Origin of the sequence: Blautia sp. AF34-10 (assembly GCF_003477865.1) — a bacterium.
Lineage (GTDB): Bacteria > Bacillota > Clostridia > Lachnospirales > Lachnospiraceae > Fusicatenibacter > Fusicatenibacter saccharivorans.
The window spans coordinates 21073-38963 of the sequence record NZ_QUED01000002.1; the positions used below are offsets into that span (position 1 = coordinate 21073).

16 protein-coding genes and 2 pseudogenes are annotated in these 17891 nt (G+C 47.7%); all 18 read left to right on the plus strand.

Annotated features, from left to right (window positions below; genetic code table 11):
- The first annotated feature begins 33 nt into the window (after positions 1-33).
- The 18 genes and pseudogenes from DWZ60_RS20540 (at position 34) to DWZ60_RS01450 (ending at position 17812) form a co-directional block, all read left to right on the plus strand.
- Positions 34-640: pseudogene (locus DWZ60_RS20540) on the plus strand (hydrolase).
- Between the two features lie 223 nt (positions 641-863).
- A complete protein-coding gene (locus DWZ60_RS17170) occupies positions 864-1196 on the plus strand; it encodes a helix-turn-helix domain-containing protein (protein ID WP_070103703.1) in 333 nt (110 codons plus the stop codon).
- 141 nt (positions 1197-1337) lie between these two features.
- Positions 1338-1472, plus strand: coding sequence for a hypothetical protein (locus DWZ60_RS18575; protein WP_256359690.1), 135 nt, complete (start codon positions 1338-1340; stop codon positions 1470-1472).
- A gap of 75 nt (positions 1473-1547) precedes the next feature.
- The gene (locus DWZ60_RS01380; protein ID WP_172680781.1) at positions 1548-1997 is read left to right on the plus strand and encodes a hypothetical protein; all 450 of its coding nucleotides are present in this window, start codon (positions 1548-1550) and stop codon (positions 1995-1997) included.
- 393 nt (positions 1998-2390) lie between these two features.
- A pseudogene (gene thrS / locus DWZ60_RS20545) lies at positions 2391-4327 on the plus strand (threonine--tRNA ligase).
- Between the two features lie 85 nt (positions 4328-4412).
- On the plus strand, positions 4413-4736 hold the full coding sequence (locus DWZ60_RS01390; protein ID WP_118666616.1) for a DUF1540 domain-containing protein: 324 nt from the start codon (positions 4413-4415) through the stop codon (positions 4734-4736).
- A 308-nt stretch (positions 4737-5044) separates the two neighbouring features.
- A complete protein-coding gene (gene infC, locus DWZ60_RS01395; RefSeq protein ID WP_022461743.1) occupies positions 5045-5539 on the plus strand; it encodes a translation initiation factor IF-3 in 495 nt (164 codons plus the stop codon).
- A gap of 35 nt (positions 5540-5574) precedes the next feature.
- The gene (rpmI, locus tag DWZ60_RS01400) at positions 5575-5772 is read left to right on the plus strand and encodes a 50S ribosomal protein L35 (protein ID WP_022461742.1); all 198 of its coding nucleotides are present in this window, start codon (positions 5575-5577) and stop codon (positions 5770-5772) included.
- Positions 5773-5821: 49 nt separating this feature from the next.
- Complete coding sequence (rplT, locus tag DWZ60_RS01405; RefSeq protein WP_022461741.1) at positions 5822-6178, plus strand: 50S ribosomal protein L20; 357 nt, start codon at positions 5822-5824, stop codon at positions 6176-6178.
- 95 nt (positions 6179-6273) lie between these two features.
- Positions 6274-6576: a DUF362 domain-containing protein gene (locus tag DWZ60_RS18580; protein WP_256372445.1), complete on the plus strand. Its 303-nt coding sequence runs from the start codon at positions 6274-6276 to the stop codon at positions 6574-6576.
- A gap of 5 nt (positions 6577-6581) precedes the next feature.
- The gene (locus DWZ60_RS18585) at positions 6582-7424 is read left to right on the plus strand and encodes a DUF362 domain-containing protein (RefSeq protein WP_279220298.1); all 843 of its coding nucleotides are present in this window, start codon (positions 6582-6584) and stop codon (positions 7422-7424) included.
- Between the two features lie 89 nt (positions 7425-7513).
- A complete protein-coding gene (locus DWZ60_RS01415; protein WP_022461739.1) occupies positions 7514-7951 on the plus strand; it encodes a GatB/YqeY domain-containing protein in 438 nt (145 codons plus the stop codon).
- Complete coding sequence (locus tag DWZ60_RS01420) at positions 7948-9762, plus strand: ABC-F family ATP-binding cassette domain-containing protein (RefSeq protein ID WP_119221152.1); 1815 nt, start codon at positions 7948-7950, stop codon at positions 9760-9762. The genes DWZ60_RS01415 and DWZ60_RS01420 overlap by 4 nt, the downstream gene beginning before the upstream one ends.
- A 305-nt stretch (positions 9763-10067) precedes the next feature.
- Complete coding sequence (nifJ, locus tag DWZ60_RS01430; RefSeq protein WP_117760614.1) at positions 10068-13619, plus strand: pyruvate:ferredoxin (flavodoxin) oxidoreductase; 3552 nt, start codon at positions 10068-10070, stop codon at positions 13617-13619.
- A gap of 237 nt (positions 13620-13856) precedes the next feature.
- Positions 13857-14297 (plus strand): DUF4869 domain-containing protein, encoded by a 441-nt coding sequence (locus tag DWZ60_RS01435; RefSeq protein ID WP_055227895.1) that lies wholly within the window; start codon positions 13857-13859, stop codon positions 14295-14297.
- Between the two features lie 8 nt (positions 14298-14305).
- Positions 14306-15283, plus strand: a complete 978-nt coding sequence (locus tag DWZ60_RS01440) for a hypothetical protein (RefSeq protein WP_055227896.1) — start codon at positions 14306-14308, stop codon at positions 15281-15283.
- 30 nt (positions 15284-15313) lie between these two features.
- Positions 15314-16453, plus strand: coding sequence for a putative ABC transporter permease (locus DWZ60_RS01445; protein WP_330422036.1), 1140 nt, complete (start codon positions 15314-15316; stop codon positions 16451-16453).
- A 393-nt stretch (positions 16454-16846) separates the two neighbouring features.
- The gene (locus DWZ60_RS01450) at positions 16847-17812 is read left to right on the plus strand and encodes an SseB family protein (RefSeq protein ID WP_158554973.1); all 966 of its coding nucleotides are present in this window, start codon (positions 16847-16849) and stop codon (positions 17810-17812) included.
- The last annotated feature ends 79 nt before the right edge of the window (positions 17813-17891 follow it).

A 17891-nucleotide genomic window follows, 5' to 3' on the forward strand; every position in this document is an offset into this window, starting at 1 on the left:
CTGGAAAGAGAAAAGGGAAGGAGAAAATTAAGCATGAGTGAAATTACAAGAGATGAGGCATTTACTTTATTAAAAAAATACAACAAAGATCCCTTCCATATTCAGCATGCGCTTACCGTAGAGGCCGTGATGAAATGGTATGCAAGAGAGCTTGGATATGGGGCAGAAGAGGAGCACTGGGGTATTGTCGGACTGCTGCATGACATTGATTTTGAGCTGTATCCGGCAGAGCACTGCCTGAAAGCACCGGAGCTTCTGCGGGAAGGCGGCGTGTCGGAAGATATCATTCATGGTGTCGTTTCCCATGGCTGCGGCATTACCATTGAGTGCGGCGTCACACTGGATGTGGAGCCGGTGCATGAGATGGAAAAAGTTCTGTTTGCAGCAGATGAGCTGGCGGGACTGATCTGGCAGCTGCGCTGATGCGGCCTCGAAGAGCACAAAAGACATGGAACTGAAATCCTTAAAGAAGAAATATAAGAGCAAAGGCTTTGCAGCAGGATGTTCGAGAGAGGTCATTGAGAGGGGCGCCGATCAGCTTGGCTGGCCGCTGGAAAAATTACTGACTATGACCCTGCAGGCAATGGCCGACAGCGAGGATGAGATCAATCAGGAAGTGGAAGCAGAACAGAACGCATAAAAACAGTCTGAGTTTCGGTGTAAAAACGGGAACTCAGGCTGTTTTTTTGCATGGCGCATCTTTTCCCAGGCATTACCATTTCTTTTTTTTGTTAGATCGCAAGAAGAAAATACGGAATCCGCACAGGGCAGGAAGAGGCGTTTTTTCAGCATTGGAGGAAGTGACGGACAGGGAATTTTGTGATATAGTAAAACAAAATCTGAGTGAAAAGGTGAAATACAAAATGATCAGTGAAAAAATTTTTGAATTAATTCTTCGAAACGGGGTGACCCAGAAAGAATTCTCTGAAGAAACCGGAATTTCACAGAGCACCATCAGCGACTGGAAAAGAAAGGGGACGAATCCGTCGGCGGATAAGATACTGAAAATCTGCGAAGTGCTGAAGGTTACGCCGTATGAGCTTTTAGGAGAAAATGAGATCGAACGGAAAGCAGTGGATCTCGAAATGTGCGCGGCAAACACAGAGGAGAAAATGATTCTGGAAGGCTTTCGTAATTTGCCCGACAGAAAAAAGGAACGAATTCTGGGATATCTGGCGGCATTGCAGGAGGAATAAAAGGATGCAGAAACCATCTGTGCATATCCTGGCCTCTCAGATGAGGAAAATATTTCAAAAATCTGAGATTTTCTATCGCGAATCTCTCTTAGGAGTGATAAAATAAACCATAATACGTTCGGCAGAAAGAGGGAATCGAGTATGAAATATGCCTACAAAAACGGAAAAATTTTAAACGGAACGAAAGAGATGCAGGTCCAGACCGGTCTTACGATCCTGACGGAGGGAGAAAACATCACGGCGATTGTCCCGGAAGAATCGACCATCCGCAGGTAAAACGTAATCCGGTCGTGACGGCGGAGCTGGATAAATTTCTGGTGGATTAAAAACAGGATGGAGAAGACAAACAAGATGGAAGAAACGAAAGAAACACAGGAAAGCTTACAGCGAAAAAGAGAACAGGCCCTGCAGCGGCTCCGCAAGGAGCGGACAGAAGAAGCCCTGTGGGACTGTGTTACTGCGTATCAGGATTTTGAGTTCCATACGTATTCCGGCCTGCCGTATTCCTACCATATGAAATACGGCAGAAGCGGCACCTATACAAAAGAGCTCTGGATCAACCGCAGAGAAAAAAGCAAAAGTCTTGTCTGGAGCTCCGTCCGGAGTGCATATCAGAAAGTGCTGGAATTACAGCAGGAGAGCGAAAGACCGGTTGTCGAGCGCCCGAAAGCGCTGGGCGATATCCGTGGAATCACGTATATTTACGGCATCTTTTACGAGTTTGCCCTGCTGGAAATGCCGGAAAAAGCAAAAGAAAAAATTGCTCTGCAGACAGCAGGACAAAAATCGCCGGAAAAATAAATTTTCTGCCCATGCAGGTCTTGACAACCACGCATTGGGTGATATAATCTAAAACTATCGGGAGCCAAAAAGCACCGAACACAAAAAACAAAGCGTAGAAGAGACGAGTAAATCACAGCGAATGTGACAGAGAGAAACCCCGTTTTGTGGTGCAAGGGTTTTAACAGGAACGTGATCGAAGACCAGCTCTGAGCGGCCCCAATCCGGCCCGGTGATTCCGTTATTGTCAAATGAAGTGGTTTGAAAAAACAAAATGGGTGGAACCGCGGTGAATGAAAATACATCGTCCCTTTTGACAGCATAAGCGTGTCAGAAGGGACTTTTGTTGCTGTAAAAAGTATAAAAATTCTGAAACACGCTTACGAAAAATATACAAAGAAAGAGGTAAAGCAAATGATCATCACACTGAAAGATGGAAGTACCAAAGAGTACTCCGAACCGAAATCCATCATTGAGATCGCAGCAGACATCAGCGAAGGCCTTGCAAGAATGGCCTGTGCAGGTGAAGTAAACGGAGAAGTAGAAGACCTTCGTACCGTGATCGACAAAGATTGCAATCTTTCCATTCTGACCTTCAACGATGAAGGTGGAAAAGCAGCATTCCGTCACACAACATCCCATATCATGGCACAGGCCATCAAGAGACTGTACCCGGATACCAAACTGGCCATCGGACCGTCCATCGCAGACGGATTCTACTATGATGTAGACAGAGAGACTCCGCTCACCAGCGAAGACCTTGAAAAAATCGAAGCAGAGATGAAGAAAATCGTAAAAGAGGATCTGAAACTGGAGCGCTTCGAACTGCCGAGAGCAGAAGCCATCGCCTTCATGAAAGAAAAAGAAGAGCCATATAAAGTAGAACTGATCGAAGATCTGCCGGAAGACGCAGTCATCAGCTTCTATCGCCAGGGCGAATTCACGGACCTGTGCGCAGGTCCTCATCTGATGAGCACAAAGCCGGTCAAAGCCTTCAAACTGACCAGCCTTGCAGGCGCATACTGGAGAGGCAGCGAGAAAAACAAGATGCTGCAGAGAATCTACGGAACTGCATTCACAAAGAAAGCAGAGCTTGAAGAGTACCTCCACATGATCGAGGAAGCAAAGAAGCGTGACCACAGAAAACTCGGAAAAGAGCTCGGCCTGTTTATGATGAGTGAGGACGGCCCGGGATTCCCGTTCTTCCTTCCAAAAGGAATGGATCTGAAAAATGCGCTGATGGATTACTGGCGTGAAATCCACAGAAAAGCAGGATACGTAGAAATCTCCACTCCGATCATCCTGAACCGTCGCCTGTGGGAGCCTCCGGTCATTGGGATCACTACAAAGAAAACATGTATACCACTGTCATCGACGAGGAAGATTATGCAATCAAACCTATGAACTGCCCAGGCGGCGTTCTCGTTTACAAGTCCGAGCCTCGTTCCTACCGCGATCTGCCGTTGCGTCTGGCAGAGGTTGGTCTGGTACATCGTCATGAGAAATCCGGCCAGCTGCACGGCCTGATGCGTGTACGCTGCTTCAACCAGGACGATGCCCATATCTTCATGACACCGGAGCAGATCAAAGATGAAATCAAAGGCGTTGCAAACCTGATTGACCAGGTTTACAAACTGTTCGGATTCAAATATCACGTAGAGCTGTCCACCCGTCCGGAAAACAGCATGGGAAGCGATGAGGACTGGGAGGTAGCAACCGAAGGTCTCCGTGGCGCACTCGATGATCTTGGCCTTGACTATGTAGTCAACGAAGGCGACGGCGCATTCTATGGCCCGAAGATCGACTTCCATCTGGAAGACTCCATCGGAAGAACGTGGCAGTGCGGTACCATCCAGCTTGACTTCCAGCTGCCGCAGAGATTCGAACTGGAATACACAGGAGCAGACGGCGAGAAACATCGTCCGATTATGATCCACCGTGTTGTTTACGGTTCTGTTGAGCGTTTCATCGGTATCCTGATCGAGCACTTTGCAGGTGCATTCCCAACCTGGCTTGCACCGGTACAGGTAAAGGTTCTGCCAATCTCCGACAAATACGCAGATTACGGCAAGAAGGTTCTGGACGCCCTTCACGAGGCAGGCATCCGCGCAGAGATGGATACCCGTTCCGAAAAGATTGGATATAAGATCCGTGAGGCACAGGGACAGAAGATTCCATACATGCTGATCGCCGGAGCAAAAGAGGAAGAGGCAGGTCTTGTATCTGTCAGAAGCCGTTTTGCAGGTGATGAAGGCCAGAGAAGCCTGGAGCAGTTTATCGCAGATATCAAAGAAGAAATCGCAAGCCGCGTTAACCGCCCGGTTACTGTTGAAACAAAAGAAAATAAATAATAAAGCATAAAAAATTACCTCTTGGAAATAATGGTTTCTATGCGGGCGAAACCGCAGAAAACTAAATTTCAGGAGGTAATTTATTATGCCAGCATTAAGTTGTTCCGCTATGACCTGTGTTTACAACCAGAACGAGCTCTGTTCCAAAGGAGATATCCGCGTAGGCGGAAGCGGAGCCAAAAGCTCCATGGAAACGTGCTGCGAGAGCTTCAAGGAGCGCGGTGAGGGCACGATGTCCAACTCCACCGGCTGTGGCTGTACGAAAATCGGTGTCGACTGCAAGGCGCAGAACTGTACCTTTAACGACAACTGTAAATGCGAAGCCGGAGATATCCATATCGCCGGAGACAGCGCATGCAGCTACCAGGAAACCGAGTGCAGCTCCTTCCGCTGTGGCTGCGGGAAATAAATACGAAAAAATGCGAAAATCAGTATTGACAACAGGATGGGAGAGTGCTATACTATAACAGTCTGAGAAAAAGAAAGTAGAGTATCCACTCTCACCCTAGCGCAAACACGCGACTACGGTTCAATATTGATCTTAAGTTCTCTTTGTGTAGAGATTTATGTACAATGTTAAGTGGATAGTCTGTCTATCCACTTTTCTTGCGTTATCAGTCAAATCCGGTCCGGTGAGCCGAGTTTGATTTCGTTACACCGCAAAAGCGGGAACACAGTCTTTTATAATGATGGAGGTGCACTACAATTAGCGAATTAATGATTAATGAGCAGATCAGAGACAGAGAAATTCGTCTGATCGGTCAGAACGGAGAACAGCTTGGAATTATGTCTGCCAGAGATGCGTACCTGAAAGCACAGGAAGCAGGTCTGGATCTTGTGAAAATTGCTCCGACAGCGAAACCGCCGGTTTGCAAAATTATCGACTACGGAAAGTACAGATATGAACTGGCCCGCAAGGAAAAAGAAGCAAAGAAAAAACAGAAAACAATTGAAATCAAGGAAGTTCGCCTTTCTCCAAACATTGACACCAATGATCTTAATACCAAAGTAGGTGCAGCCCGCAAGTTCATTACAAAGGGAGACAAAGTAAAAGTAACACTTCGTTTCCGCGGCCGTGAGATGGCACATATGAACAGCAGCAAATACATCCTCGATGAATTTGCAGAGAGTCTGTCCGATATTGCAACGGTTGACAAAGCGCCAAAGGTGGAAGGCAGAAGCATGACCATGTTTTTGACGGCTAAACGTTAAAATACATTTGAATCAATATCAAGGAGGAAATTAAAATGCCAAAGGTAAAAACAAGCAGAGCAGCTGCAAAGCGTTTTAAAACAACAGGAACAGGAAAATTAGTAAGAAATAAAGCTTACAAGAGCCATATCTTAACCAAGAAATCTCAGAAGAGAAAAAGAAACCTGAGAAAACAGACTACTGTTGATGCAACAAACGTAAAGAACATGAAGAAAATCTTACCTTACATGTAATTTTTGCAAGGTAGAGTTACGCCCAACAGATCAAGGAGGAAAATAAGAAATGGCAAGAATTAAAGGCGGCATGAACGCTAAGAAAAAACATAACAGAGTATTAAAACTGGCTAAAGGTTACAGAGGAGCCAGAAGCAAACAGTATAGAGTAGCAAAACAGTCCGTAATGCGCGCACTGACCAGCTCCTACGCAGGAAGAAAACAGAAAAAACGTCAGTTCCGTCAGCTGTGGATCGCTCGTATCAACGCAGCAGCAAGAATGAACGGTCTGTCCTACAGCAAATTTATGTATGGTCTGAAACTGGCAGGCGTTGAGCTGAACCGTAAAGTTCTGGCTGACATGGCAGTTAACGATGCAGAAGGATTTGCAACACTGGCTGAGCTTGCAAAAAGCAAAGTAGCATAAGTAAAAACATATTCTGTGTGAATATACGAAGAAGCTGTGAGAACCGGTAAGGGGATCGCAGCTTCTTTTGAAATATAGAAAAACATGAGGTGAATATGAAAAAAAGCAAAGTGGCAGTGGTTGCCTGTCCCGACTATGAGCCGGCGCACGTAAAGGAAAGCCTGCAAAAGGGATTGGAAGCAATTGGCGGCCTGGAATCTCTGATCGGAAAAGAAGAGAATATCTTATTAAAACCAAACCTCGTCCGCTCCGCAAAACGAGAACGCGCCGTCGTGACCGACCCGGAAGTTATGGATGCCCTGATCACGATTTTGCAGGAAAATGGCTATGAGAATATTTCCTGCGGCGATTCCTGCGGCCTTGGCACCCCGGAGGCATTGCAAAGGAAGCCGGGCTGAAAGAGGTGCTGGAAAAACACAACGTTCCGCTGAAAGATTTCCTTACGAGCGAGCGCGTAGAAACCGCCGATGGTAAATTTCTGATGATTGCGAAAGATGCACTCGACTGCGACGCCCTCATCAGTGTCAGCAAAATGAAAACCCACGCGCTGGAACGCATCACCGGAGCTGTCAAGAACCAGTACGGCTGCATCAGCGGCGTCTACAAAAAACTCGGCCACACGCAGTATCCGAACGCTGAGAGCTTCGCGCACATGCTGATCGAGCTGAACCAGAAAGTCGCCCCGCGCCTCTATATCTGCGACGGCATCGTAGCAATGGAAGGCAATGGTCCGACTTCCGGCGACCCGGTTTCGATGGGAGTTCTTCTTATGTCCACCGATCCGATTGCACTGGATACCGTGTTCTGCCATCTGGTGAACCTCGATCCGTCGTATGTGCCGACAAATCTCTACGGGGAAACGCTCGGCCTTGGAACGTGGCACGACGACCGCATCGAAATCGTGACAGCGGATGGCACCATATCCGAGAAAGAACTGAAAAGAAAGTACGGAAATCCAAACTTCAACGTCGACCGCCGCAAAGCCCGCAAAAAAGGAGCCCTCGACCTGCTCGAGATCCTCGGGGTCTTCCAGAGCCGCCCCTATATCATAGAAGAAAAATGTAAAAAATGCGGCGTCTGCGTCGAGAGCTGCCCGGTGGAAGGGAAAGCCGTCCGCTTTGATAACGGCCGCAGAAATCCGCCGGTCTACGATTATAAAAAGTGCATCCGCTGTTTCTGCTGTCAGGAAATGTGCCCGCATCAGGCAATCCAGGTAAAGAAACACCGTCTGCCGTGGGAAAAATAAGGGAGCTATCCTACAAAGTGACTGGAAAAGCAAAAAGAGAAGTGTTATACTTGAAACCGGACAAAATTTAGTACAGGAGGAACAACACCATGGAATTAGAAACTTTAAGAAGTGATATGATAGCAGCAATGAAAGCCAAAGACAAAGCGAGAAAAGAGGCCATCTCTTCCCTGATCTCCGCAGCAAAGAAAGTAGCCATCGACGAGGGCTGCCGCGATGACATCAAACCGGAGCTGGTAGACCGCGTCATCTTAAAAGAGCTGAAGACCGTAAAAGAGCAGATCGATACCTGCCCGGCATCCCGTGAGGACTTAAAAGCAGAGTATCAGTTCCGCTATGACGTCATCAGCGAGTATGCACCGAAACAGATGAGTGCAGACGAAGTCAAAGCCTACATCAAGGAGAAATTCGCAGACGTTCTGGCAACCAAGAGCAAAGGTGCCATCATGAAGGCCGTTATGGCAGATATGAAAGGTAAAGCAGACGGAAAAGTCATCAACCAGACCGTTGCAGAACTGTGCAAATGAATATCATCAACATCGAACACATCAGCAAACTGTTCGGCGATAAACTGATTTTTGACGATGCTTCCTTCGGCCTGCAGGAGGGCGACAAGGTCGGCATCGTCGGAATCAACGGAACCGGAAAATCCACGCTGCTGCGCATAGTAGCAGGAGATGAGACCCCGGATTCCGGCCAGATTATCCGCCAGAACAACCTCAAAATGGCCTATCTTCCGCAGACACCGGAATTTCCAAAGGATGCCACCGTGCTGTCCTACGCCCTTTCCGGCGATGAGGAGGACTGGCAGGTGCAGAGCAACCTTGTACAGCTCGGTATCACCGAATACGACGCAAAAATCGACACCCTCTCGGGCGGCCAGCGCCGCAAGGTTGCCCTGGCAAAAGTGCTTGCGTCCGATTTTGACGTCCTGATCCTCGACGAGCCGACAAACCATCTCGACAATGCGATGCTCTCCTGGCTCGAGGATTACCTGAAAAATTACCGCGGAACCGTCTTTATGGTCACCCATGACCGTTATTTCCTGGATAAAGTGTCGAACCGCATCCTCGAAATCAGCCACGGAAAAATGTACAGCTACGATTCCAACTATTCCCGTTTCCTGGAACTGAAAGCTGAGCGCGAGGAGATGGAACTCGCCTCTGAACGGAAACGCCAGAGCATCCTGCGCATGGAACTCGAATGGGCGAAACGCGGCTGCCGCGCAAGAAGCACAAAACAGCGCGCCAGACTTGACCGTCTCGAAGTACTCAAAAATGGCACGGCACCGACCGCAGACGCTGTCGTGGAGATGGATGCTGTCGAGACCCGCATGGGAAAGAAAACGATTGAATTCCATAACGTCAGCAAAGCCTTCGGCGATAAAATGCTGATGAAAGATTTCGAATACATCTTCCTGCGGAACCAGAGTGTCGGCATCATTGGCCCGAACGGCTGCGGAAAATCCACAATGCTGCGGATGATCACCGGAGAAGTCCTGCCGGATGCGGGAACCATCGAAATCGGCGACACGATCCGCATCGGCTATCTGGCACAGGAAGAGCCGGACATGGATACGAATCAGCGCGTGATCGACTACGTGAAAGATATCGCTGAGTATGTCCAGACTCGTGACGGCCGCATCAGCGCATCGCAGATGCTCGAACGCTTCCTGTTCACACCGGATATGCAGTACACCCCGATTTCCAAACTCTCCGGAGGCGAAAAACGGAGACTGTATCTCTTATCTGTTCTGGTGAGCGGCGCCAATGTTCTGATCCTCGACGAGCCGTCCAACAACGTTGATATCCCGACCCTGACTGTGCTTGAGGATTTCCTGAACACGTTCGTCGGCATCGTCATCACCGTTTCCCACGACCGCTATTTCTTGGATAACGTCGTGGACCGCATCTTCGAATTTGACGGAAACGGAAATCTTCTGCAGTACGAGGGCGGCTACACCGATTACCTCGAAGCAAAAGAACGCCGTTTTGGCGGAAGTGCGGAAGAAACGGCAAAAGCAGCGCCGTCCAAAACGTCCGCGGACGAACCTGCAAAGCCAAAGAACAATGACTGGAAGCAGAACCGTCCGACCCGCCTGAAATTTACGTTCAAAGAACAGCGCGAGTACGAGACCATCGATGACGATATCGCCGCACTCGAGGAAAAGATTGCATCGCTTGACGATCAGATGCTCAAAAACGCCACCAACTCTGCAAAGCTCGCCGAACTGATGGCGGAAAAAGAGAGGACCGAAGCTGCTCTGGAAGAAAAAACCGAGAGATGGGTTTATCTCACCGACCTCGCAGAACAGATTGAGGCGCAGAATCAGAAATAAAAGAAGTAAAGGAACTGTCCGCAGAAGAGAAAAAATATGCGGGCCGTTCCTTCTTTTTTTTATCGAGAAATTCGACGCGGAATTACCAGAAGTTGTAAAAAACTTGTATTTTTCCCTGAACACCCACAGAAAATCTGGACAGAATGCCCAATCGGTGTTATAATTCAAATACTGGACATAGTGGCATTGCCATGCCCTTATCCGGGTTTTTCGAAGCGCGGAGGCAACCGAAACCCGGCAGAACACCAACCTGAGAAAAGCCAAAGTAATTTTTGGTCATCATTTTTTAAGGAGGATAAAATCAAATGGCTAGAAAGATGAAAACCATGGATGGTAACCAGGCTGCAGCACATGCGTCTTATGCGTATACCGACGTAGCAGCTATTTACCCAATTACCCCTTCATCCGTTATGGCGGAGCATACCGATGAGTGGGCAACCCAGGGAAGAAAGAACATTTTCGGACAGGAAGTTCAGGTAACTGAGATGCAGTCTGAGGCAGGAGCAGCAGGTGCAGTACACGGATCACTGGCAGCCGGAGCTCTTACCACAACCTACACCGCATCCCAGGGACTTCTTCTGATGATCCCGAACCTTTATAAAATTGCCGGCGAGCAGCTCCCGGGCGTATTCAACGTATCCGCTCGTGCCCTTGCAAGCCACGCACTTTCCATCTTCGGAGATCATTCAGACGTTTACGCCTGTCGTCAGACCGGAGTCGCAATGCTCTGCGAATCCAGCGTACAGGAGGTTATGGACCTGACACCGGTTGCACACTGTGCAGCACTGAAAGGCAAAGTTCCATTTATCAACTTCTTCGACGGATTCCGTACCTCCCACGAGATTCAGAAAATCGAGACATGGGATTACGAAGATCTGAAAGACATGGTAGATATGGATGCAGTAGATGCATTCCGTAAACATGCCCTGAACCCGAACCATCCGTGCCAGAGAGGATCCGCACAGAACCCGGATATCTTCTTCCAGGCAAGAGAAGCATGTAACCCGTACTACGATGCTCTTCCGGCAATCGTACAGGAGTACATGGACAAAGTAAACGAGAAAATCGGAACCGATTACAAACTGTTCAACTATTATGGAGCAGCAGACGCTGAGCACGTAATCATCGCTATGGGTTCTGTCTGCGATACCATCGAGGAGACCATCGATTACCTCGTAGCAGCAGGCAAGAAAGTCGGCGTTGTAAAGGTACGTCTGTACCGTCCGTTCTCCGCAGAAGCACTCATCAATGCAATTCCGGAGACTGTAAAACAGATTTCCGTTCTGGACAGAACAAAAGAGCCGGGATCTCTTGGCGAGCCTCTGTACCTGGACGTAGTAGCAGCATTAAAAGGCAGCAGATTCGAGAGCACACCGGTCTTCACAGGTCGTTACGGACTTGGTTCCAAGGACACCACACCGGCTCAGATCGTTGCTGTATATGAAAATACAGAGAAACAGAGATTTACCATTGGTATCGTAGACGATGTTACCAATCTGTCTCTGCCGGTTGGCGCTCCTCTGGTAACAACTCCGGAAGGAACCATCAACTGCAAATTCTGGGGACTTGGCGCAGACGGTACCGTAGGTGCAAACAAGAACTCCATCAAGATCATCGGTGACAACACAGACATGTACGCTCAGGCTTACTTCGATTATGACTCCAAGAAGTCCGGCGGTGTAACGATGTCTCACCTGCGTTTCGGAAAGAAACCGATCAAATCCACCTACCTGATCCACAAAGCAAACTTTGTTGCATGTCATAATCCTTCCTATGTGAACAAATATCACATGGTAGAGGAGCTGGTAGACGGAGGAACCTTCCTTCTGAACTGTCCATGGGATGAAGCAGGACTGGAAGAGCATCTGCCAGGTCAGGTAAAAGCATTCATCGCAAACCATAACATCAAATTCTATGTGATCGACGGCGTTAAGATCGGTATCGAGACCGGCATGGGACCGACCCGTATCAACACCATTCTTCAGTCTGCATTCTTCAAGCTTGCGAAGATCATTCCGGAAGAAAAAGCCATCGAACTCATGAAAGCAGCAGCAAAAGCTACCTATGGCCGTAAAGGTGATGATGTCGTAGCAAAGAACTGGGCAGCAATCGATGAGGGTGCAAAACAGATCAAAGAAGTTGCAGTTCCGGAAAGCTGGAAAAATGCAGCAGACGAAGGTCTGACCACAACTCATGCAGAGAGCGGCCGCGCTGACGCTGTTAAATTCGTAAATACCATCCAGGCAAAAGTAACTTCCCAGGAAGGAAACAACCTGCCTGTATCCGCATTTGCAGACTACGTAGACGGAACAACTCCGTCCGGCACATCCGCATACGAGAAACGTGGTATCGCCGTAAACGTACCTGTATGGAATCCGGAAAACTGTATCCAGTGTAACAGATGTTCCTTCGTCTGCCCGCACGCTGTTATCCGTCCGGTTGCCATGACCGCAGAAGAAGCAGCAGCAGCTCCGGAAGGCATCCAGACCATGCCGATGACCGGTATGCCGGACTACACCTTCACAATGGCTATTTCCCAGCTTGACTGTACCGGATGTGGTTCCTGTGCAAACGTATGCCCGGGCAAGAAGGGTGTGAAAGCACTGGCTATGGAAAGCCTTGCAGCACACGAAGCAGAGCAGAAATACTTCGATTATGCAGCAGCTCTTCCAGAGAAGACAGACGTTGTAGCAAAATTCAAAGAGAATACCGTAAAGGGCAGCCAGTTCAAGAAACCGCTGCTTGAGTTCTCCGGCGCATGCGCAGGCTGCGGCGAGACTCCTTACGCAAAACTGATCACCCAGCTGTTCGGTGACAGAATGTACATCGCAAACGCAACAGGATGCTCCTCTATCTGGGGTAACTCCTCACCGTCCACTCCTTACACTGTAAACGAGAAAGGACAGGGCCCGGCATGGTCCAACTCCCTGTTCGAGGACAACGCAGAGTTCGGTTATGGTATGCTTCTCGCTCAGAAAGCAATCCGCGGCGGCCTGAAAGCCAAAGTTGAGGATGTTATGAACTCCGAGAAAGCTCCGGAAGAAGTAAAAGCAGCATGCAAAGAGTATCTGGATACCTTTGACTGCGGCGCTACCAACGGAACTGCAACCGAGAAACTTGTAGAAGCAATCAAAGACGCTGACTGCGACGTTTGCAGAGACATCGTTAAGAACAAAGACTTCCTCGCTAAGAAATCCCAGTGGATCTTCGGTGGTGACGGATGGGCTTACGATATCGGATTCGGCGGCGTAGACCACGTACTTGCCAGCGGAAAAGATATCAACGTAATGGTATTCGATACCGAGGTTTACTCCAACACAGGCGGACAGTCCTCCAAAGCTACTCCGACCGGTGCAGTTGCACAGTTCGCAGCAGGCGGTAAAGAAACCAAGAAGAAAGATATGGCAAGCATCGCAATGAGCTATGGCTATGTATACGTAGCACAGATCGCTATGGGCGCTGATTACAATCAGGCAGTCAAAGCAATCGCAGAGGCAGAGGCATATCCGGGACCGTCCCTCATTATCGCTTACGCTCCATGTATCAACCATGGTATCAAGAAAGGTATGAGCAAAGCACAGACCGAGGAGCAGCTCGCTGTTCAGACCGGATACTGGCATTGCTTCCGCTTCAACCCGGCACTCGCTGCAGAAGGCAAGAGCGCATTCACACTGGATTCCAAGGCTCCGTCAGGAGATTATCAGGAATTCCTGAACGGCGAGGTACGTTACAACTCTCTGAAACGTGCAAACCCGGCGAAAGCAGAAAGACTGTTCGGCAAGAACGAGCAGGAAGCAAAAGACCGTTACACTTACCTGAACAAACTCGTAAAACTGTACGGCGCAGAAGAAGAGTAATTCTTTTTCCTTAAAAAGAATTTGAAAAAGGAGAGAAGTCATACTTGAGAGAGTATGGCTTCTTTCTTTTTGGGAGAAAAAATGAATTAGCGACATTTGGCAATAGTTTTGTATCGTTTGTCAACATTTTTATCCCGGAAAATGTTGAACAACGATATATTTTGCGCAAGAAGGCTTTGAGATATGGTATAATGTGCGTATCACGATATAATGAGCGTTAGCGAGAGGAATTTTATTATGTTGAAAATATATCTTGGAGAAATGAAAGGTGCAATCTATCATCCACCAACCTATTTTGATAATTGTTATGAAGATGAATGGCTGACCACGCCACTGGCAAAAGAAATGATCCGCGATGTGGATCGCTCGGAGGTAATCAGTGCGCATCTGATTGACAGCCCGGTGCTTGGTCCGATTCCACCGAAAGATTTATCCGGAGGAATCAAAACGTTGCTGCTGATGGCATACGATACAGACGGAAAGATCTTTAATGCCTCCGTATGTGGAGATAATTGTGCAAAATGGATTTTAAAATTAGGAGAGCAAAAGGATCTGACGATTAATCTGCGTCATGTGATGCGGTTTGGCAAAGATCCTTTTGAAATCCTGATTTTAAATACAGGGACTATTGTGCGGAATATGTCCGAATTTGTAGATGTTGCCGAGGCTTATGTATAGGTGGATGTATGAAGGGAAAGAAAAGAGTTATTATTCAAAATAACAGAGTTCATTATGAATTTGTGATAAAGCGTAATATTACAATCATCCAGGGGGATAGTGCATCAGGAAAAACAACACTGGTAAATATGATCCGGCAGGCAGAAAATTTAGGGGAGTCCAGCGGAATCAACGTTTCCTGTGAAGTACCGTGCAGAGTGCTGGAAGGTGTTAATTGGAAAATTATTTTGGAAAACAGCCGGGAAAGCATCTTTTTCATAGACGAGGAGAATTATTTTATAAAAACAGAAGAATTTGCTTCTGCCATACGGGGTTCAGAAAACTATTTTGTATTGATTACGAGAGAAAACTTATATAATTTGCCGTATAGTGTAGAAGAGATTTATGGATTGCATGTTTCCGGAAAATACAGAGATACCAGAAAAATATATCAGAAAATGTATCAGATCTATCCCAAAACAGCACGGCTTCCTGTTAGAGTACAAAAAATAATTACGGAAGATTCCAATTCTGGGTATCAATTTTTTGAAAATGTATGTGCAGAAAGGAATATTACATGTGAAAGCGCTGGTGGAAAAACAAAAATACCGGAAATGATCGGCAAGGCAGGAACAGAAGAAACCTGTATTATTGCGGACGGTGCTGCAATTGGAGCAGAAATGAATCTTCTCAGCAATAAAATAGAGGAAAAACAGAACGTACATTTATATTTACCGGAGTCTTTTGAATGGCTGATTTTAAATTCAGATCTTTTACAGGACAAAGAGGTTCGTAAAATTCTGGAAAATCCAGAAGATTATATCGACAGCACAGAGTTTTTTAGCTGGGAACAATATTTTACAAAATTGCTGATTCAGAAAACAGAAGGAACATATTTGCAGTATAAAAAAGCAAAATTAAATCCATCTTATTTGCAGGATAAAAATAAAAACAAAATACTGGAGAGTATACAAGGGATTCAGTGGAAAATAAAATCCTTAAAATAGCAAAAATAATGAAAGAATAGAGAGAAGAACATGAACTATACAATTTATGACTATCTCGGCCTGTTTTTCTTTTACGCCTTCCTTGGATGGCTTCTGGAAACTTCTGTGGCCGCGATCCGGAAAAAACATATGGTAAACAGAGGATTCTTAAATGGTCCGCTCTGCGCCATCTATGGAATCACAGCTGTCTTTATGACACGTTATCTGTATGAACTGCAGTCAAGCCCCGTCTTTTTGTTCCTTGGCTGTATGATTATCGCTACCGCAGTCGAGTGGCTGGCCGGTCACGCACTGGAACGCATTGGCCATGGCAAATGGTGGGACTATTCCAATAAAAAATGGAACATGGACGGCTATATCTGCCTTCAGTATTCTGTACTATGGGGAATTTTAGGACTGCTTGCCATGAAAATCGGCAATCGCCTCTGCTTTACAGTTCTTCATTCAATTCCGGCCGGTTTCCTGCATATCACATCCTGGATTCTCTTTGGTATATTGATAGTAGATGCCGTCGGTTCCTATGCTGTTCTGCACCACATCACGAAAAAAATGCCGCGGATCAGCGCTATGAACGATCAGATCGACGCCTTCACCAGACGCCTTTCTGTCCGTGTTTACCGCTATCTGGAGCGTCGTGTGGAACGTGCCTATCCGGCCGTACAGCCAGTTCCGGAGAAAAAAGAGAAAACAGAAACCGGCGTATTTGCCGAAGGATGCAGCTTTTACAAAATCGTTCTTCTCTTCATCATCGGCGCATTTTTGGGCGATATTACAGAAACCATATTCTGCCGCATCACCGCCGGTGTCTGGATGAGCCGCAGCAGCCTTGTCTGGGGCCCGTTCAGCATCGTCTGGGGCCTGGCCATCGCCCTCGCTACCTGGTTCCTCTACAACTACCGCGACCGCTCCGATGGATTCCTGTTTGCCTTTGGTACCTTCCTCGGCGGAGCCTACGAATACATCTGCAGTGTGTTCACCGAAATCGTATTCGGAAAAGTCTTCTGGGACTACAGCGACATTCCCTTCAACCTCGGAGGCCGTATCAACCTCCTGTACTGTTTCTTCTGGGGAATAGCCGCCGTCGTCTGGCTCAAAAAATTCTATCCTGTCATTTCGCGCTGGATTGAAAAAATCCCGATGAAATTCGGAGAATCATCACTTGGATCCTGATCGTGTTCATGGTGGCCAACATGCTCGTATCTACCCTTGCTCTCGCCCGATACGACGAACGCGCCCACCAAAAGCCCGCAGCTAATGCCATCGAGCAGACCATAGATGCCCATTTCCCGGACGCCCGAATGGAAAAAATCTACCCCAATGCCAAAGCGATTAACTAGAATGTGTTAAAAAACATTTCCGTAGTCTGCACGCCCCAATTACAGACTACAAAAAGCCCTCTCCCGCCGTCATGCAAAGTCAGGCCCCGTTTCGACAGCTTTGGTCTGCGCGGTCCGTCACCCCAAAAGAAAACCTTTGGCAACCCACCAAAAGTATGATATAATGTCACATAGATATTTTAGGGATACCATATCCTCTAAGAGCGAAGAAAGGACTCAACCACAAATGACAGTAGACAACAGCTTCACAATGAAGAAATTTCAAAGCATGGAAATCATCTATGTCACATTTTCCCAGATCACGAAACTCCCATACGTAGAGTGCGATCCGGAAACCTTTGACGATCAGGTATATATGTTTACCGAAGAAGAAGCAGCTAAAGAATTTGCAAAATCCTATGTAGAGAAGAATACCCCGCTGCTTACCGTAAAAGTACTGCGCAAGCAGATGCCGAACTTCTATATGGGCCTCTACGCAGAAGGTGTCAACATGGTCATCTTCCACGAAGGCGATCAGACCCGCCGCATCGAGCTGGAGCAGATCTTCCCGAAACCGGACATGGAAAAAATGAACAAACAGCATCTTCCAGTCCTCAACCCTGGCGTACAGCTCACTGTAGTCTATTTCCTGCAGGAGCTCCGCAAACCAAACCAGAGAAGAGACGATGCCGAGCGCATGCAGCACCTGCGTGAACTCGAAGAAGAAATGCTTGTCAACCTGATGCGAAGCAAATTCATCCTTGCCATCGACATCTCCCAGGTACAGGGCGAATTCGATCCGGCCAACCCGGGACCGGATGTGCGCATCCCGTACATCAAAAACCAGAACGAAGAAATCTTCCAGCCATTGTTCTCCGATATCGGTGAATTCCAGAAATTCCGTCCGGATCCGCAGGCAAAACTCCGGCTGGCAGCCATCCCGTTCCAGCACCTTCTGCCGTACCTGATGAAACAGGCCAAAGGCTTCGTCATCAACCCGTCCGGCTTCAACCTTCTGTTGACCAGAGAACAGCTCCAGAGAATCATGGGAGCCCAGGCGCAGAGCGTCCGCCCGAATCTCGAGGCGATGATGGCACAGGCTGCCGCAGCTCAGGCGCAGAGAAATGCGCAGAACAATGCTGCAAATGACGAAGTAAAAGATCATGTGGATGAGGCGGAAACTACCGACGCAGAAACAGACCACGAAGAATAAAAACCGACAGGGCCGCAGAAAATCCCAGTAAACGGGCACTGCGGTCCGTTTTTGACTGCATAAAACCGGAAATAACCGA